General features: G+C 74.7%; 15 protein-coding genes and 1 pseudogene. 8 read left to right on the forward strand and 8 right to left on the reverse strand.

Annotated features, from left to right (window positions below):
• Nucleotides 1-311: 311 nt before the first annotated feature.
• Nucleotides 312-503 carry a hypothetical protein gene (locus ACSURM_RS20600; RefSeq protein WP_436956929.1) on the forward strand — a complete coding sequence of 64 codons (192 nt, stop codon included), beginning with the start codon at nt 312-314 and terminating at the stop codon, nt 501-503.
• A gap of 42 nt (nt 504-545) precedes the next feature.
• On the forward strand, nt 546-1,670 hold the full coding sequence (locus tag ACSURM_RS20605) for a glycosyltransferase 87 family protein (RefSeq protein WP_436961146.1): 1,125 nt from the start codon (nt 546-548) through the stop codon (nt 1,668-1,670).
• Here ACSURM_RS20605 and ACSURM_RS20610 read toward each other — a convergent pair.
• On the reverse strand, nt 1,622-3,271 hold the full coding sequence (locus tag ACSURM_RS20610; RefSeq protein WP_436956930.1) for a DNA repair helicase XPB: 1,650 nt from the start codon (nt 3,269-3,271) through the stop codon (nt 1,622-1,624). The two genes, ACSURM_RS20605 and ACSURM_RS20610, sit on opposite strands and share 49 nt — an antisense overlap.
• Before the next feature lie 139 nt (nt 3,272-3,410).
• Between ACSURM_RS20610 and ACSURM_RS20615 the strand changes: the two genes are divergently transcribed.
• A complete protein-coding gene (locus ACSURM_RS20615; RefSeq protein ID WP_436956932.1) occupies nt 3,411-3,947 on the forward strand; it encodes a hypothetical protein in 537 nt (178 codons plus the stop codon).
• A gap of 281 nt (nt 3,948-4,228) precedes the next feature.
• Here the strand turns inward: ACSURM_RS20615 and ACSURM_RS20620 are convergent, their stop codons facing one another.
• Entirely contained in the window at nt 4,229-6,937 is a 2,709-nt protein-coding gene (locus tag ACSURM_RS20620; RefSeq protein ID WP_436956933.1) for a helicase-associated domain-containing protein, read from the reverse strand.
• Between the two features lie 99 nt (nt 6,938-7,036).
• On the opposite strand from ACSURM_RS20620, the gene ACSURM_RS20625 reads away from it, so the two are divergent.
• Both ACSURM_RS20625 and ACSURM_RS20630 read left to right on the forward strand, forming a co-directional pair.
• Nucleotides 7,037-8,113, forward strand: coding sequence for a hypothetical protein (locus ACSURM_RS20625; protein WP_436956934.1), 1,077 nt, complete (start codon nt 7,037-7,039; stop codon nt 8,111-8,113).
• Between the two features lie 137 nt (nt 8,114-8,250).
• The gene (locus tag ACSURM_RS20630) at nt 8,251-8,895 is read left to right on the forward strand and encodes an HAD family hydrolase (RefSeq protein WP_436956936.1); all 645 of its coding nucleotides are present in this window, start codon (nt 8,251-8,253) and stop codon (nt 8,893-8,895) included.
• Here the strand turns inward: ACSURM_RS20630 and ACSURM_RS20635 are convergent.
• Nucleotides 8,859-9,122 (reverse strand): hypothetical protein, encoded by a 264-nt coding sequence (locus tag ACSURM_RS20635; RefSeq protein ID WP_436956937.1) that lies wholly within the window; start codon nt 9,120-9,122, stop codon nt 8,859-8,861. The genes ACSURM_RS20630 and ACSURM_RS20635 overlap by 37 nt on opposite strands.
• Before the next feature lie 165 nt (nt 9,123-9,287).
• Here ACSURM_RS20635 and ACSURM_RS20640 point away from each other — a divergent pair, with 165 nt between their 5' ends.
• On the forward strand, nt 9,288-9,671 hold the full coding sequence (locus tag ACSURM_RS20640; RefSeq protein WP_359046995.1) for a cold-shock protein: 384 nt from the start codon (nt 9,288-9,290) through the stop codon (nt 9,669-9,671).
• A gap of 16 nt (nt 9,672-9,687) precedes the next feature.
• Here the strand turns inward: ACSURM_RS20640 and ACSURM_RS20645 are convergent, their stop codons facing one another.
• From ACSURM_RS20645 to ACSURM_RS20660, 4 genes are all read right to left on the reverse strand, one after another.
• Complete coding sequence (locus ACSURM_RS20645; RefSeq protein ID WP_436956939.1) at nt 9,688-10,545, reverse strand: 1,4-dihydroxy-6-naphthoate synthase; 858 nt, start codon at nt 10,543-10,545, stop codon at nt 9,688-9,690.
• Nucleotides 10,532-11,236 (reverse strand): futalosine hydrolase, encoded by a 705-nt coding sequence (locus ACSURM_RS20650; RefSeq protein ID WP_436956940.1) that lies wholly within the window; start codon nt 11,234-11,236, stop codon nt 10,532-10,534. The genes ACSURM_RS20645 and ACSURM_RS20650 overlap by 14 nt, the downstream gene beginning before the upstream one ends.
• 17 nt (nt 11,237-11,253) lie before the next feature.
• Nucleotides 11,254-11,751 (reverse strand): DUF2771 domain-containing protein, encoded by a 498-nt coding sequence (locus ACSURM_RS20655; RefSeq protein WP_436956942.1) that lies wholly within the window; start codon nt 11,749-11,751, stop codon nt 11,254-11,256.
• A 91-nt stretch (nt 11,752-11,842) separates the two neighbouring features.
• Nucleotides 11,843-13,231, reverse strand: a complete 1,389-nt coding sequence (locus ACSURM_RS20660) for an MFS transporter (protein ID WP_436961147.1) — start codon at nt 13,229-13,231, stop codon at nt 11,843-11,845.
• A gap of 282 nt (nt 13,232-13,513) precedes the next feature.
• On the opposite strand from ACSURM_RS20660, the gene ACSURM_RS20665 reads away from it, so the two are divergent.
• Both ACSURM_RS20665 and ACSURM_RS20670 read left to right on the forward strand, forming a co-directional pair.
• The gene (locus tag ACSURM_RS20665; protein WP_436956944.1) at nt 13,514-14,440 is read left to right on the forward strand and encodes a DUF3027 domain-containing protein; all 927 of its coding nucleotides are present in this window, start codon (nt 13,514-13,516) and stop codon (nt 14,438-14,440) included.
• Between the two features lie 29 nt (nt 14,441-14,469).
• On the forward strand, nt 14,470-14,937 hold the full coding sequence (locus tag ACSURM_RS20670; protein ID WP_436956946.1) for a GNAT family N-acetyltransferase: 468 nt from the start codon (nt 14,470-14,472) through the stop codon (nt 14,935-14,937).
• Nucleotides 14,938-14,943: 6 nt separating this feature from the next.
• On the opposite strand, the pseudogene ACSURM_RS20675 reads toward ACSURM_RS20670, so the two are convergent.
• A pseudogene (locus ACSURM_RS20675) lies at nt 14,944-15,339 on the reverse strand (ATP-binding protein); the annotation flags it as partial.
• Nucleotides 15,340-15,558 lie beyond the last annotated feature (219 nt).

Genomic DNA, 15,558 nt, shown 5'->3' on the forward strand with positions numbered 1-15,558 from the left:
GCTCGTGCGTCGCCGGTCCTTGGCCGGTCGCGGCTCGTGCGTCGTCGGTGCTCGGCCGTCCCTGGCTCGTGCGTCGCCGGTCCTCGGCCGTCCCTGGCCCGTGCGCCGTCGGTGCTCGGCCGTCCCCGGCCCGTGCGTCCCCCGTTCCCCGTTCTCCGGCTGTTCCCGGTGTGCCTGTCCTGCCCGTCCCCTAGGGGATGCGGGCCGTGCGGTCTCAGGGATGGCGTCCACCCGGGGGCCTACGCGAGGCGGCCGGAAACTGGACCCGGGGGCCGATGCGCCGGTGGTGCCCGGCGATCCACCATGGGGGCATGAGTGCAGCGACCATCACTCCCGCCCCCTTCCGGCCGCCGTCCGGCGTCACCGCCCTGGACGGCACCCACCACCACCCGCTCGGCGACGCCCTGCGCGCCGTCAAGGTGTTCGCCGAGGCCGCGTTCAGCGTCGTCATCCTCGGCGAACACGGCGAGTACGGCGAGGAAGCGGGCATACGCCGCAGGTGACGACATAGGGTCGGCTCCGTGCGGAAACGGACGGCCCTGCTCCTGCTCGCCCTCTCCCTCGCCTCCTTCGGCACGCTCTGCGCCCTGCGCGGCGCGCCCATGGCCGACCTCCTCGTCTACCGGGCCGAGGGCGCCGCCGTGACCCACGGCGCCGACCTGTACGGCTTCACCGTCACCGAGTGGCGGCTCCCCGCGACCTACCCGCCCTTCGCCGCGATCCTGTTCGTCCCGGCGGCCTGGCTCCCCGTTCCCGTCCTGAAGACGGCGTTCCTCGCGGCCAACGTGCTCCTGCTCGCCGTCCTCGTCGTCCTGTCCGCCCGCCTGGCCCGGCGCACCCCGGCCCCGCCCGTGGTCTGCGCCGCCACCGCCCTCGCCCTGTGGCTCGAACCGGTCTTCCAGACCCTCCTGTTCGGCCAGGTCAACCTGGCCGTCGCCTGCCTGACCCTGTGGGACCTGACCCGGCCCCCGGGCGCCCGGTGGGCGGGAGCGGCCCTCGGGATCGCGGCCGGGATCAAACTCACCCCGGCCGTGTTCCTGGCCTGGCTGCTGCTGCGCGGCCGGATGCGGGAGGCGGCGACCGCGCTCGCGGCCTTCGCGGGGACGGTCGCGGTCGGGGCCGTGCTGCTGCCCTCGGCGACCGTCTCCTTCTGGTCCCGGCGGCTGTGGGAGACCGGCCGGGTCGGCAAGGCATGGATCGTGGACAACCAGTCCCTCCAGGGGCTGATCGCGCGGGTGCTCGGCGATCCCGCGCCGGGTCTCGGCTGGGTGCTGCCGGCGCTGGTCACCGGTGCCGCCGGCCTGTGGCTGGCGGCCCGCGCCCGGCAGGAGCGGCACGGCGTCCTGCTCACCGCGTGCACGGCCCTGCTGGTCTGCCCGATCAGCTGGTCCCACCACTGGGTGTGGTGCGTGCCGCTGCTCGCGGTGCTGCTCGGCGACGGCCACCGGTGGGCGGCCGCCGCCACGGCGGTGGTCTTCACCGCCCGCACCCTGTGGCTCGTCCCGCACGCGGGCGACCGGGACCTGCACCTGCCGTGGTGGCAGCAGCCGGCGGCGTCCCCGTACCCGCTGCTGGTGCTCGTGCTGCTGGCGGGGGCGGCGGCGGCCCGCCGCCCGGGGCGTCAGGCCGCGCCCTCCGCCAGGATCTCGTCGGCGTCCATGATCCGGTAGGCGTAGCCCTGCTCGGCCAGGAACCGCTGCCGGTGCGCGGCGAAGTCCTGGTCGATGGTGTCGCGGGCGACCACCGAGTAGAAGTGCGCCTGGTGGCCGTCGGCCTTGGGGCGCAGCACCCGGCCGAGCCGCTGGGCCTCCTCCTGCCGGGAGCCGAAGGTGCCGGACACCTGGATGGCGACCGTGGCCTCGGGCAGGTCGATGGAGAAGTTCGCGACCTTGGACACCACCAGCACGCTGATCTCGCCCTCACGGAAGGCGTCGAAGAGCTTCTCGCGCTGGGCGTTGGAGGTCTCCCCCTTGATGACAGGAGCGTTCAGATGCTCACCCAGCTCGTCCAGCTGGTCGATGTACTGGCCGATGACCAGGACCTGCTGTCCCGCGAACCGGCGGACGATCGCCTCGGTGACCTTCCGCTTGGTCGCGGTGGTCGCGCAGAAGCGGTACTTCTCCTCCGCCTCGGCCGTCGCGTACGCCAGCCGCTCGGAGTCGGTCAGGTTCACCCGGACCTCGACACAGTCGGCGGGCGCGATGTAGCCCTGCGCCTCGATCTCCTTCCACGGCGCGTCGAACCGCTTGGGCCCGATGAGGGAGAACACGTCCGACTCCCGGCCGTCCTCGCGCACCAGGGTGGCCGTGAGCCCCAGCCGGCGGCGCGCCTGGAGGTCGGCGGTGAACTTGAAGACGGGCGCGGGCAGCAGATGCACCTCGTCGTAGAGGATCAGCCCCCAGTCCCGGGAGTCGAACAGCTCCAGGTGCGGGTAGACGCCCTTCCGCCTGGTCGTCAGCACCTGGTAGGTGGCGATGGTGACGGGCCGGATCTCCTTCTTGGTGCCGCTGTACTCGCCGATCTCGTCCTCGGTCAGCGAGGTCCGCTTCACCAGCTCGTGCTTCCACTGCCGGGCGGAGACGGTGTTGGTGACGAGGATCAGCGTGGTCGACTTCGCCTGGGCCATCGCCCCGGCGCCGACCAGCGTCTTTCCGGCGCCGCAGGGAAGGACGACCACACCGCTGCCTCCGTGCCAGAAGTTCTCCACGGCCTGCTTCTGGTAGGGGCGCAGCGCCCAGCCGTCCTCCAGCAGCTCGATGGGGTGCGCCTCGCCGTCGACGTAGCCGGCGAGGTCCTCGGCCGGCCAGCCCAGCTTCAGCAGGGTCTGCTTGATCTGCCCGCGCTCGGAGGGGTGCACGGCGACCGTGTCCGGGTCGATCCGGGCGCCGACCAGCGGGGCGATCCGCTTGGACTTCAGTACCTCCTCCAGCACCGGCCGGTCGGTGGTGGTCAGGACGAGGCCGTGCGCGGGGTGCTTGGTGAGGGTGAGCCGGCCGTAGCGGTCCATCGTCTCGGCGATGTCCACGAGCAGCGCGTGCGGTACGGGATAGCGGCTGTACTCCACCAGGGCGTCCACGACCTGCTCGGCGTCGTGCCCGGCGGCGCGCGCGTTCCACAGGCCGAGCGGGGTGACCCGGTAGGTGTGGATGTGCTCGGGCGCCCGCTCCAGCTCGGCGAAGGGGGCGATGGCCCGACGGCAGTCGTCGGCCCGTTCGTGGTCGACTTCCAGCAGCAGGGTCTTGTCGGACTGGACGATCAGTGGACCATTCACGCGCGGCACACCCTTTCCACAACGGCCAAACGTCCAGTGTGCCTCATCGAGCGGGTTTGTCCGGAGGCCGCGCACTGTGCAACCCCGCCCCGCCCCCACGGGTCTACGCCTGCGACGGGGGCCGAGGGGAGGGCGTGGAATGGCAGCGGTCAGATGGGCGACCGGCGCGGGGGCCGTGGTGGTGCTGGTGGGCAGCGGCGTCTGGGCCATGCGGCCGGGGCAGGTCGATGCCCGGCTGTGGGAGGAGGTCCGGCCGGTGATCGAGGCCCGGCTGGCGGCGGAGCAGCGGGGCACCGGGTACGGCGAGGAGGTGCCCGCGCTGGACGCGCACTGGTTCTGCCGGGCCGAGCCGGTCGGCCTGGAGCGGCACGGGGACGAGGTGCGGGCGGGCGTCGACACGCTGTGCGTCGAGTACGGGGTGCGCGACGGTGGCCTGGTGGAGTGCGGCGGCGGGCGGGTCCCGCAGGTGCTGCGGCTGGCGCGGTCCGCCGACGGCCGCTACCGGGTGGTCTCGCGCGAGCAGGCGCCCGACGGCGCGGGCGGCGCGGACTGGACCGAGTCCCACTTCGGCCGCCGCACGCTCGCCCTGCGCGACGACCTGTCGTCCACCCCCCTGGAAACCGCGGCCCGCACCCGCTACGGCCTGCGGGAGGACGCTCCGGTCGGGAACTGCTGAGGGGGGCGGGCGCGGCCGGGGCCCAGGTGCCGCCCGTACGGGGCGGGGTGTGGACGGCGTAGTCGCCGGGTTCGGCGTCTGCGACGGGGGTTGCCGGGCCGGAAACGTCGATCACGTGCCGCCGGGCTGCCGGGCCGGATGCGTCGAACACCCTCACCGGGCTGCCGGAGCCGCCGAAGGTGCTGGAGCTGCCGGACGGCCGGGCGGGACGCCGGGTGCCGGGGCGGGTCTGTGGCCGGGCGGGGGCCCGGCGGGGCGTGTCGTCGCTGGGGAGCGGCGGCTCAGTCCTCCGCCAGTTCGGCCACCCCCGTGATCCGGTGCAGGGGGTACGTCCGGATCTCGTCCGCCGTGTGGTCGTAGGCCGTGACGAAGCCGCCCTCCACCCGGACCGGCGAGATGACCCGCTGGCTGGCGGCGCCCTCGGCGTTGACGTAGCCGATCCACAGCGAGTCGCCGGTCAGGACGGCGGCCTGCACGGTGGCCAGGGTCTCGGCGGAGGAGGTGCGGGGCAGCTCGCCGCCCGCCAGGGGCTCGCCGACGGGCTTGCGCGGAGTGGTGGCGGCCAGATCACCGGCCCGGATCGCGCGGACCGCCGCCGCGAGCAGCGTGCCGTCGGGCGTCGGCGGCCCGTCCGGCACCGGCTCGGGCGCGGTGCGCGGCGGGGTCCGGTGCGCGTGGGCGCGGGCGATCAGCACATCGCCCTCGGCGGACTCGGCGGCGGGCGCGTACCCCATCGCGCGCAGCCCCTCCAGCAGCGACGCCGGGTCGGTCGGCGCGGCCAGCACGGTCGGGGCGAGGCGGCGCAGCCGCAGGGCGGCGGCGCGCTTGTCGGCGAGGATCTCGTTCAGCAGGGCGTCGTCGTCGCAGCGGACGTACGCCGAGGCGGCGCCGACCCGCAGATGGCCGTGCCTGCGGGCCACGTCGTCGATCAGATAGGCGAGCGGCTGCGGCACCGGGGTGCGGGAGTGCTCGGTGAGGAAGGCGTGCAGGTCGGCGGCGGTCCGGCCGGCGTCCAGGGCCCGGCGGACGGACGCCGGGGTGAACCGGTACACGGTCGCCCCGCCCTTGGACTCCACGTCCGCCAGCACGCCCAGCGTGTCCGCGAGCGGCCGTCGCAGCGGGCCGGGGGCGACCGCCGTCAGGTCGGCCTGGAGCAGCACGTGGTCCAGGGGCTCGGGCAGCAAGGGCGCGAGCAGCCGCGCGGCCGCGGCCGCCGCGACGGCCTGCTCGGGCCCGGACAGCGGCACGAGCCGGTCGGGCACCCGGTGGCGGTGCACGGGGAGCTTGTCCCCGGGACCGCCGGAGGCGGGAAGACCGGGCGTGTCGGATGCGGGAAGACCGGGAGTGCCGAAGGTGGCAGGGTCGGGCGTGTCGGAGGCGGGGGACCCGGGGGCGCCGGCTCCGGACGGGTCGGCCTGAGCGGCTTCGGCGGCACCGTGCCCGCCGGCCGGAGAGGATCCCGCGCCCGCGGCCCCGGCCGTCGAGGAGCCGGAGTCGGCCGCGGGGGGCGCTCCCAGCAGGGCGCGCCCGTGGGAGGAGAGGGCGCCCCGCCCGGTCATGCCCAGCAGTTCGGCCTCCGACAGGGTCCAGCGGGCCAGCCGGGACCGCAGGTCCTCCTCGCCGTCCCGCCGGCCGCCCCGCAGCGGACGTTCCCAGCGCAGCCGGGCCAGCACCGACTCGGCGTCCGGGGCGGCGCCCGGCCCCAGCCCGGCCAGCAGGGCCAGCACCCGGTGCCGTACCTCGGGCGCGGCGGACCGGTCGAGCCCCGGGCCGAGCGCCGACAGCGCCCGGTCCTTGGCGTCCCGGCCGCCGACGACTCCCGGGGTCCGGGTGGCCGCCAGCCACGCCTGGGCGAGCCGAACCCAGCGCTCGGCCGGCGGCTGCTCCAGCCACTCGTCGTAGGCGGGGGTGGCCGCGTACCGCTCGTCGGCCTCGCCGTCGGAGGCGATCAGGCCGGCCGCGTACGCCAGTTCCACCCAGAAGGCGGCGACCGGCTCGGAGACGTCCAGGGCCACGGCCGTCCGCTTCAGGTCGCGGACGCTCAGGCCGCCCGCCCGCAGCACGGCCGGGCCGCCCTCGTCCCACTCCTTCAGCAGCTCCTCCACCGTGGCCAGCGCGGTGTACGCCTGCCCGGCCGCGGTGGCGTCCACCACCCGCGGGCTGTGCGTCGCGGCCGGTACCACGGCGGGCGGCAGCGGCTCGGGGGCCCGGTGGGCGCGGCCGGCGCGCAGGTGCAGCGCGACCTCGCGGGGGAGCACGACCGTGCCGGGCGCGGTCGGCAGCAGCAGGCCGCGGTCCAGCAGCCAGCGCAGATGGGCCGCCGGATCCGCGGTGACCTGCCCGTACGGTGGCCCCCACACCAGCCGGGACAGCACCTCGCGGGCGGCCTCCGGGGCCTTGGCGAGCAGCCTGTCCAGCTTCTTGCGGTGGGTGAACAGGGCGGTGAGCGCGGCCACGGCGGACACCGGGTCGTGCGTCGACGGCAGCCCGGCCGCCGTCAGGAGCTCCTGGATCCGCCCCGGGGACATGCCCGAGGTGGCCTCCTGCACGGTCGGCCCGAGCCCGGTGGGAGACGGGTGCTGCGGCGAGGGGGCCAGCACCTCGCGGGCGGTCCGCACCAGCCGCAGCCGGTCGTCCCCGCCCCACACCAGCGCCTGTTCGCGCAGGGTGCCGAGGGCCCGCGGCAGCGCGCCGGCCACGGCGGGGTCGCCCGCGTCCCCGGCCATCAGCCCGAGCAGGGTGTCGTACGACGCCGGGTCCGGGGCGACGGCCAGCGCCTCGGCCGTCTGGAGTGCGAACCGGTCCAGCCGCTCCAGGGCGCGCAGCACCGACGCACGGGTGCCGGCGCGCGTGGCGAGCTGGGTGAGATCGGTGGGTACGGGGGTGACGAGGTCCGGGCGGCTGCGCAGCAGCGCGGCGAGGGAGGAGTCGTCCCGCGCGCGCAGTGCCTCCGCGAGGGACCGAGGGGCTGAGTGGGCCTCGGGGCTCATCCGGTCAACGTTAGCGGACAACCATATGCCGAGGGCATCCACCGGGAAGCGGTACCGTCCCTCCCGGGGTTTCCAGTCGGCGCACCCCGGAGGGGTTCCGTGGGGATCGAGAGCGATCAGGTCGTCTACGAGTATCTGAGCCGCGTCGGTGACATCGCCCAGCAGCGGCAGCTGCCGTCGGCGACGCGCATGCGGCTCGTGTCGGAGCTGCGCAACGAGATCGACCGGCATCGGTCGAAGGCGACGGTGGACTCGCCCGCCGCCGTCCGCCGCATCCTGGACCGGCTGGGCAGCCCGGACGAGGTGGTCACGGCGGCGGGCACGCCCGGCGGCGCCCCGCAGCCGCCCGCCACCGCCGTACCGGCCCAGCCCTCCGCCGAGGAGCGGGTGTCCCGGCCGGAGCGGCCCAAGGGGCTGCGCCGGGCCGTGCCGCGCCCGCGCCCCGCCGAGCCCGAGCCGCCCGCGGCCCCGGTCGGGCCGGCCCCGCCGCACCTCGCCCCCGCGCACGAACTCGGCGACGGCACGGCACCGCCCGACTGGTGGCGCGTACGCGGTCCGGTGGCGGATGTCGACCCGGTGCCGGGGTTCGTCGGCGGGGTGGAGATCCCGGAGCTGCTCAAACGGCCCCCGCGGGAGGCCGGGACGAAGACCCCGCCGGGCACCGAGGCCGCGTCGGGTGCCGCGACCGCGCCGGAGGCCGGGGCCCCGTCGGCGGCCGGGCCGGCGACCGCCCCGCGCCGCCGGCTGCGCGGGCTGCTGCCGGCCCGCGGCAAGGCCGCTGCCCCGGCCGAGGCGGCCCCGGCCGGGGCCGCCGGGGCTCCCGCCCGCGGCCCGCTGTCGGGCTGGTCCAACCCCCTGCTGCTGCTGGCCGCCGCCGCGCTGGTCGCGGGCGCCGTCCTCGGCAACTGGTTCGCCCTGCTGCTCGGCTGGGCCATCGCCTACGGCTCCCGGCGGCTGACCCCCGCGGAGACCAAGTGGGCCGTGATGGTCCTGCCCGGCGCGGCGGTCGCGGCCGGTCTGCTCTGGCTGTGGGGCCGCACCGAGGGCCGCTGGGGCACCCCGATCCCGCAGGGCCGGATGAGCGACGCGATCGGTGACACCTGGCCGTGGGTGGTCCGGGGCGCGGCGACGGCCTCGGCGCTGTACCTGGTGTGGCGCTCACAGCGGAAGGGGTAGCGGCCTCGGCGGCGGCGACCGAGCCACGCCGTGGCCGCGTACAGGGCGCGCCGGGTCACCTCCCCACCGGCACTCGGCCCCCGACAGCCGCCGCATGGCGCGGACCCGCCCGGTTGCTCCTGTCCGCACCCGGCAGAATGTCCCCCATGGCCTCCACCCTGACCGTCGGTTTCGACCTGGACATGACCCTCATCGACTCCCGCCCGGGCATCCGCGCCTGTTACCTGGCCCTGGCGGAGCGCACCGGCACGTTCATCGACGCCGACCTGGCGGTGTCCCGGCTCGGTCCGCCGCTCGTGGAGGAGCTGGCCCACTGGTTCCCGGCGGAGCGGGTGCCCGAGGTGGCCGACCTGTACCGGGCGATGTACCCCTCCATGGCCATCACCGCGACGCTCGCGATGCCCGGTGCCCGGGAGGCGGTGGACGCGGTGCGCGCGGCCGGCGGGCGGACGATGGTGGTGACGGCGAAGTACGAGCCGAACGCCAAGCTGCACCTCGCCCACCTCGGCATCGAGCCGGACGTGGTCGTCGGCGACCTGTGGGCCGAGCGGAAGGCGGAGGCGCTGCGCGAGCACGGCGCGTCCGTGTACGTCGGCGATCACGTCGGAGACGTACGCGGGGCCCGCGCCGCGGGTGCGTTCTCGGTCGCCGTCGCGACCGGGCCGTGCCCGGCCGAGGAGCTGACGGCGGCCGGCGCGGACGTCGTCCTGGCCGGTCTGTCCGCCTTCCCGGAATGGCTGGACGGCTACCGCGAGGCGCCCGGGGCGGCCTCCCGCGCCTGACGCCGTCCGGCGGCGACCGAGCGCAGCACACCGGCACCGGCGACGAGGAATCCGACGGCCATGAGCATGCTCAGGCCGAACATGTAGGTCGGAAAAGGCTTCGCGCCGAGGAAGAGCGGGGCCACCGTGACCAGGGTGGCCACGGCCCCGAGGAAGAAGACGACGGCACCGGCCCGGATCAGTCGGTCACCGGGCGCGGCGGAATTCGCTTGGGTTTTGTCACGCACCGGACCAGGGTAGTTCCCTGCGCGAGAGAACAACCGGGGGACGTCTTGTCACCCGCCCGAAGACCATTAGCCTTGGTATCGGCGGGTCATGGTCGACCCGCTCTAGTGCTATCAAGAGCCGTTTCCGAAGTAGTTTTCCCAACGAGTACGAGGACGAGGACAGACGTGCCTACCGGCAAGGTCAAGTGGTTCAACAGCGAGAAGGGCTTCGGCTTTCTCTCCCGCGACGACGGCGGTGACGTCTTCGTCCATTCCTCGGTTCTCCCCGCCGGAGTCGATGTACTCAAGCCGGGACAGCGTGTGGAGTTCGGCGTCGTCGCCGGTCAGCGCGGTGACCAGGCGCTGTCGGTGAACGTGCTCGACCCGACGCCGTCGGTCGCCGCCGCCCAGCGCAAGAAACCGGACGAGCTGGCGTCGATCGTGCAGGATTTGACGACCCTTCTCGAGAACATCACCCCGATGCTGGAGAAGGGCCGTTATCCGGACAAGGCCTCCGGCAAGAAGATCGCCGGTCTGCTCCGCGCGGTCGCCGACCAACTGGACGTCTGACCCGGCCCGGGCTTCCTCAGGGGAAGTCCAGCGCCTTCGGGCCGAGGGGCGGCAGCAGCCCCTCGGCCGCCGCACGGGTGAGCAGCCCCCGGACCGCCGCGTAGCCGTCCTCGCCGAGGTCGGCCGTGAACTCGTTGACGTACAGCCCGATGTGCTGGTCGGCGACGGCCGGGTCCATCTCCTGGGCGTGCGCCATGACGTACGGCCGGGAGGCATCCGGGTCGTCCCAGGCCATGCGCACGGACGTGCGGATCGATTCGGCCAGCCGGGTGAGGGTGTCCGCGCCCAGCGAGCGCCGGGCGATGATCGCGCCGAGCGGGATCGGCAGCCCGGTGGTCCGCTCCCAGTGCTCGCCCATGTCGGCGATCTTGTGCAGCCCGTAGTCCTGGTAGGTGAACCGGGCCTCGTGGATGACCAGGCCCGCGTCCACCTTGCCGTCGCGCACGGCCGGCATGATCTCGTGGAACGGCATGACCACGATCTCGCCGACCCCACCGGGCAGGGTGTCCGCCGCCCAGAGCCGGAACAGCAGGTAGGCGGTCGACTTCTCGCTCGGCACCGCGACGGTACGGCCCGTCAGATCGGCTTGTGGTTCCCGGGTGAGCACCAGCGGCCCGCAGCCCCGCCCCAGCGCGCCGCCGCACGGCAGCAGCGCGTACTCGTCGAGGACGTACGGCAGCACGGCGTACGACACCTTCAGCACGTCCAGCTCGCCGCGCTCGGCCATGCCGTTGGTGATGTCGATGTCGGCGAACGTCACGTCCAGCGCGGGCGCGCCGGGCACCCGGCCGTGGGCGAGGGCGTCGAAGACGAAGGTGTCGTTCGGGCAGGGGGAGTACGCGATCGGCAGGGACCGCTGCTCACTGGTGGTCATGTGGGTTCCAACTCTCCAAAGCGGGCGCGAGCTTCCCGAAGCCCTCGGTGAGGGCGGCGAGGGCGTCGCCGATGCGCCAGGCGGCGCGGTCCCGGGGCCCCACCGGGTTGGAGACGGCGCGGATCTCCAGCACGGGCACTCCCTGCGCGGCGGCGGCCTCCGCCACCCCGAACCCCTCCATGCCCTCGGCGAGCGCGCCGGGGTGCCGGGCCCGCAGGGCGGCGGCGCGGGCCGCGGTGCCGGTCACCGTGGAGACGGTCAGGACCGTGCCGGTACGGGCGCCGAGGGCCTCGGCGGCGACTCGTACGGCTGATTCCGGCGGTCGGTGCGTGACGGTCCCGAAGCCGAGTTCGGTGACCGCGAGGAAGCCGTCGGCGGTCTCGGCGCCCAGGTCGGCCGCCGTGATCGCGTCGGCGACGACGAGCGAGCCGACGGGCGCGTCCGGCTGGAAACCGCCGCCGATCCCGGCCGAGACGACCAGGCCGTAGGGCCGGCCGGCCAGCGCGGCGGCGGTCAGCGCGGCGGCGGTGGAGGCGGCGGCGAGCGCCGGTCCGACACCGGCGGCGAGCAGGTCCCAGCCGGCACCGGTACGGCACAGGACCGCGCCCGGCAGCCGTACCTCCTCGGCCGGCGCGGGCAGCGCCCCCGCCACCGCGTCCCGCTCGACGGGGACCGCGGTGGCGACGAGCACGGGAACGGGGGGCGTGATCAGCCCTCCGCCTTCTTCACCTTGTTGCCGTCCTTCAGCTTGAAGGACCACATGCCCTTGTTCTCCTTCTCGCCCATCTGGATGGCGACCGTGTTGGTCTCGCCCTGGGTTCCGTACTGGGCGCTGAAGAAGGCGGCGCTCGGGATCGTGAGGTACGTGTTCTTGCTGACGTCCGTGAACTGACGGCCGTTGACCAGCACGACCCAGCCCTCGTCGGCGATCTTCGGGTCGACGCCGATGCGGACGCGTTCGTCCTGGGGGACCTCGATCGACTTCACGTCGTCGGAGTTCTTGACGCAGTCCTTCAGCGAGTCGGCGGTCAGCTTGTCGCCGTCGTTGTAGCACAGGGCCTCGGAGTTGACCGAGTTCCCGCCGACGGTGACCGTCGCGACAGGGGTCGGCTTGTCACAGGCCGACAGGACGAGCAGTCCGGCGGAAACGGCGCCGGCAACGGCGACGGCGCGGCGGCGTCGCACAGCGGATTGCAGCGTGGTCATGGCCGAAGGCTATCGGGCGCCCGGAGCCGTCCGCCCACGTGGGGTACGGCGTGCCCGGTTCGTTACGCCACGTGTGCCGGCGGCCGGTTCGTCAGGTCGCGCGTGCCGGGCAGCCGCCGCCCCGGGCCGAGGCGAGCAGCCCGCGCAGGGTGGTCAGCCAGCCGGCGGCCACGAAGACGGCGCCGACCAGCAGCCCCACCGTCCCGTCCAGCGGCATCACGATGCCGACCGCGCCGCCGAACACCCACGCCATCTGCAACAGCGTCTCCGAGCGGGCGAACGCCGAGGTGCGCACCGCCTCCGGCACGTCCCGCTGGATCAGCGCGTCCAGCGCCAGCTTGCCCAGCGCCTGCGCGCACCCGGCGACCGCCGCCAGGAAGGCCACCGGGAACACGCCGAAGAACAGGCCGGCGAGCAGCGCCACGCCGAGCACCACCGCGACCACGGTCACGATGATGATCTCCGGGGCGCGGGACCGGAGCCAGGCGCCCACGGCCGTCCCCAGGGCGTTGCCCGCGCCCGCCGCGACGCCCACGATGCCGAGCGAGACCGCCGCGCTCTGCCCGGCCAGCGGATGCTCGCGCAGCAGGAAGGCCAGGAAGAAGATCAGGAAACCGGACAGGCAGCGCAAGGAGGCGTTGGCGCCGAGCGCGTAGGTGACGGCGGGCCCGACCGAGCGCAGCCCCGGCCGTCTGGCGCGCTCCCCGGGCGGATGCCGGGTGCCGGACGCGAGCAGCGCCACGTCCTCGCCCTTGGCCGAGTCCACCTTGGGCGGCAGGGAGAACGAGAGAAACGTCCCGGCAGCGAAGATCACGAAGGCGCCGTACAGCGGCCAGGGGTCGCCGAGGGCGTGCAGCCCGGCCGCCACCGGCGCGGCGGCCCCGGTGGCCAGCAGACCGGCGAGGGTGACCCGGGAGTTGGCCTTCACGAGGGAGAACCCCCGTGGCAGCAGCCTGGGCACGACGGCGCTGCGGATGACGCCGTACGCCTTGGAGGCCACCAGCACGCCCAGCGCGGCCGGATACAGCTCCAGCGCGCCGCTCGCCACGGCCCCCGAGATGACCAGCGCGAGCAGCGCCCGCGCCAGCATCGCGCCCGCCATCGCGGCCCGCCGCCCGTGCGGCAACCGGTCCAGGAGCGGTCCGATGACGGGGGCGAGCACGGTGAACGGGGCCATGGTGATGGCGAGATACAGCGCGACCCGGCCGCGCGCCTCGTCGGTGGGCACGGAGAAGAACACGGTCGACGCCAGTGCCACGGTGACCATGACGTCCCCGGCGCCGTTCACGGCGTGCAGCTCGATCAGTTTGCCGAGGCCCGACTCGCCCGCGCCGTGCGCGTGGGTGGCCCTGCGGATGCCGCGTGCCGTGCCGGTGACCGGAAGGCGCAGGGCACGGCCGATCGCGCGGACGGCGCCGCCCACCCGGCCCGAACCGCCGCCCCGACCACTCGCCTTGCCCGTGGCTGCCACGACGTTCATAGTGCCCCGGGACCGGGCCGGATAGTGCGGTACGGCACGGACGGCGGCGTACGGCGGGCAGGACCGGTGGACGTCGTGGGGGCCGGGTACGGCCCGGGTGGGAAAATGCACGAATCCCGCCCGGTGTAGCGTGCCTGTCTCAGCCATAACGCAGAATGGATGGCAGAGGTGCGCCCGGGCGCGCGGATGCAGACGTCGATGCGGTCCCCAGGTCCGCTCCGTAGGCGAAACCGCCGGTGGCAGCCGCACTCGACGAGACGGCGTAGGAGAGAAGCGATACCTGTGAGCGCAGCGACAACGCGAAGCCGCACCCCCGACCGCCTGTGCGCCGAGGCCGTCGACCTCGCCCGCGCCGCCGCCGAGGAGGCCGCCGCGCCCGGGGTGATCGGCGAGCACACGGGCCTGGTCTCGGAGGGTGACCGCGTTGTCACGCACTTCTTCGAGTGCAAGGAACTGGGCTACCGGGGCTGGCGCTGGGCGGTGACGGTCGCCCGCGCCTCCCGCGCCAGGATCGTCACGCTCGACGAGGTCGTCCTGCTGCCCGGCCCCGACGCCCTCCTCGCCCCCGAGTGGGTCCCGTGGAGCGAGCGCCTGCGCCCCGGCGACCTCGGCCCCGGCGATCTGCTCCCCACCGACCAGGACGATCTGCGCCTGGAGCCCGGTTACGCCGGCGAGGAGGAGCCGCCGCGGAACTCGGCGGTCTCCGAGGAGATGCGGGAACTGGCCGAGGCGGAGGACGCCGACGTCACCCCCGGCACCCCCGCCGTGCAGCCGACGGTGCCCACCCGCGGCTCGATCGCGGCGGTCGCCGAGGAACTGGGCATGCGCCGGGCCCGCGTGCTCTCCCGCTACGGCCTGCACATCGCGGCCGACCGCTGGGAGGAGGCGTACGGCCCGAAGACCCCGATGGCCCAGGCGGCCCCCGCCACCTGCGTCAGCTGTGGCTTCCTCGCCCCCATCGGCGGCTCCCTCGGCCAGGCCTTCGGCGTCTGCGCCAACGAGTTCTCTCCGGCGGACGGCCGGGTGGTGTCCCTGGCCTACGGCTGTGGCGGCCACTCGGAGGCGGCGGTCATGCCCAAGCCCCCGCAGCCCGCCGCGCCGGTCGTCGACGAGACCCGGGTCGACCCCTTCCCGCTCCGCCCGGCCCGTGACTCCGGCTCGGTGCCGGAGACCGGTGACGACGAGACGGCGGAGCTGGGCCACTCCTGAACGGCGGCCTCCGCTGCCAGACTGCACCGGTGATCATCAGAACGGCGCGGGAACAGGACCTTCCGGGCTTCCTCGGGCTGGCGGCCCAGGTGGAGCACTGGTTCGGGCCCATGGTGGCGGACCCCGGCTTCACCCGGGCGGTACGGCGGAGCATCGGCGCGGGTACGGCGCTGGTGGCGTCGGAGGAGTCCTCGTCCGGCCTCCTGGGTGCCGTCCTGTTCGGCGCCGCCCCGCCGGTCCACCACGTGCACTGGCTGGTCGTCTCGGACGGGGCGCGGGGGCGGGGCGTCGGGAGCGCGCTGCTGTCGGACGCGTTCCGCAGATGGGTCAGGGGCCCGGCCACCGTCGAGGTGGTCACGTTCGGCGCGGACCACCCCGGTGCGGTGGCCAGTGGGGCGCGCGTGTTCTACGAGCGCCTCGGCTTCACCCCGGCCGAGCCGGCGGCCCCCGGTCCGGAGGGCGGCTCCCGGCAGGTCTACCGCCGCCACGTCGCCTGAGCCGATCCGCACCTCGGCCCACACGGTCTTGCGGGGCGCGGGCCCGGGCGCGGCACCCCAGCGGTCCGCGAACGCGTCCACGAGCAGCAGCCCGCGTCCGGAGTCGGCGTCCGGCGCGGGGCTGACCCGCTCCGGCAGCCGGTCACCCCGCGTGTCGGTCACCTCGATCCGTAACACGTCCCCTACGGGGTACAGCGTCAGCCGGAAGTCCCGCCCGGCCGCGCGGCCGTGGACGACTGCGTTGGCGGCCAGCTCCGCGACGATCAGGGCGGCGGGGTCCATGGGCAGTCCCCAGGAGCGGAGTTGCTCGGTGGCGAGGAGACGGGCGAGCCGGGCCCCTCGCGGGGTGGGGGACAGTTGTATCGAGAAGTTCGGGGCGGGAGTGGGGGATTCGCGGTTCACGTACTCAGCGTGTCCGTTTCCGGCGCTTCTGAAGAGTGACGGAGTGGTTGCGTAGAGTCACTGTCCGCGCATGTCCGGTGGTGTCCGGGAGTTGGAGTCGTATACGGCCCGGGGTTGCCATGGTTGCCGTGGGGCCGCCCGCTTCTCGGTGAGTGTCGTGCTTCCGTGAGGTGAGTCAAGGGCGCGTTCCGCGTCGGCTGCGCCGATGGCCCTGCGGGC

The organism is Streptomyces sp. SudanB182_2057, from assembly GCF_964272715.1.
Taxonomy (GTDB): Bacteria; Actinomycetota; Actinomycetes; order Streptomycetales; family Streptomycetaceae; genus Streptomyces; species Streptomyces rubradiris.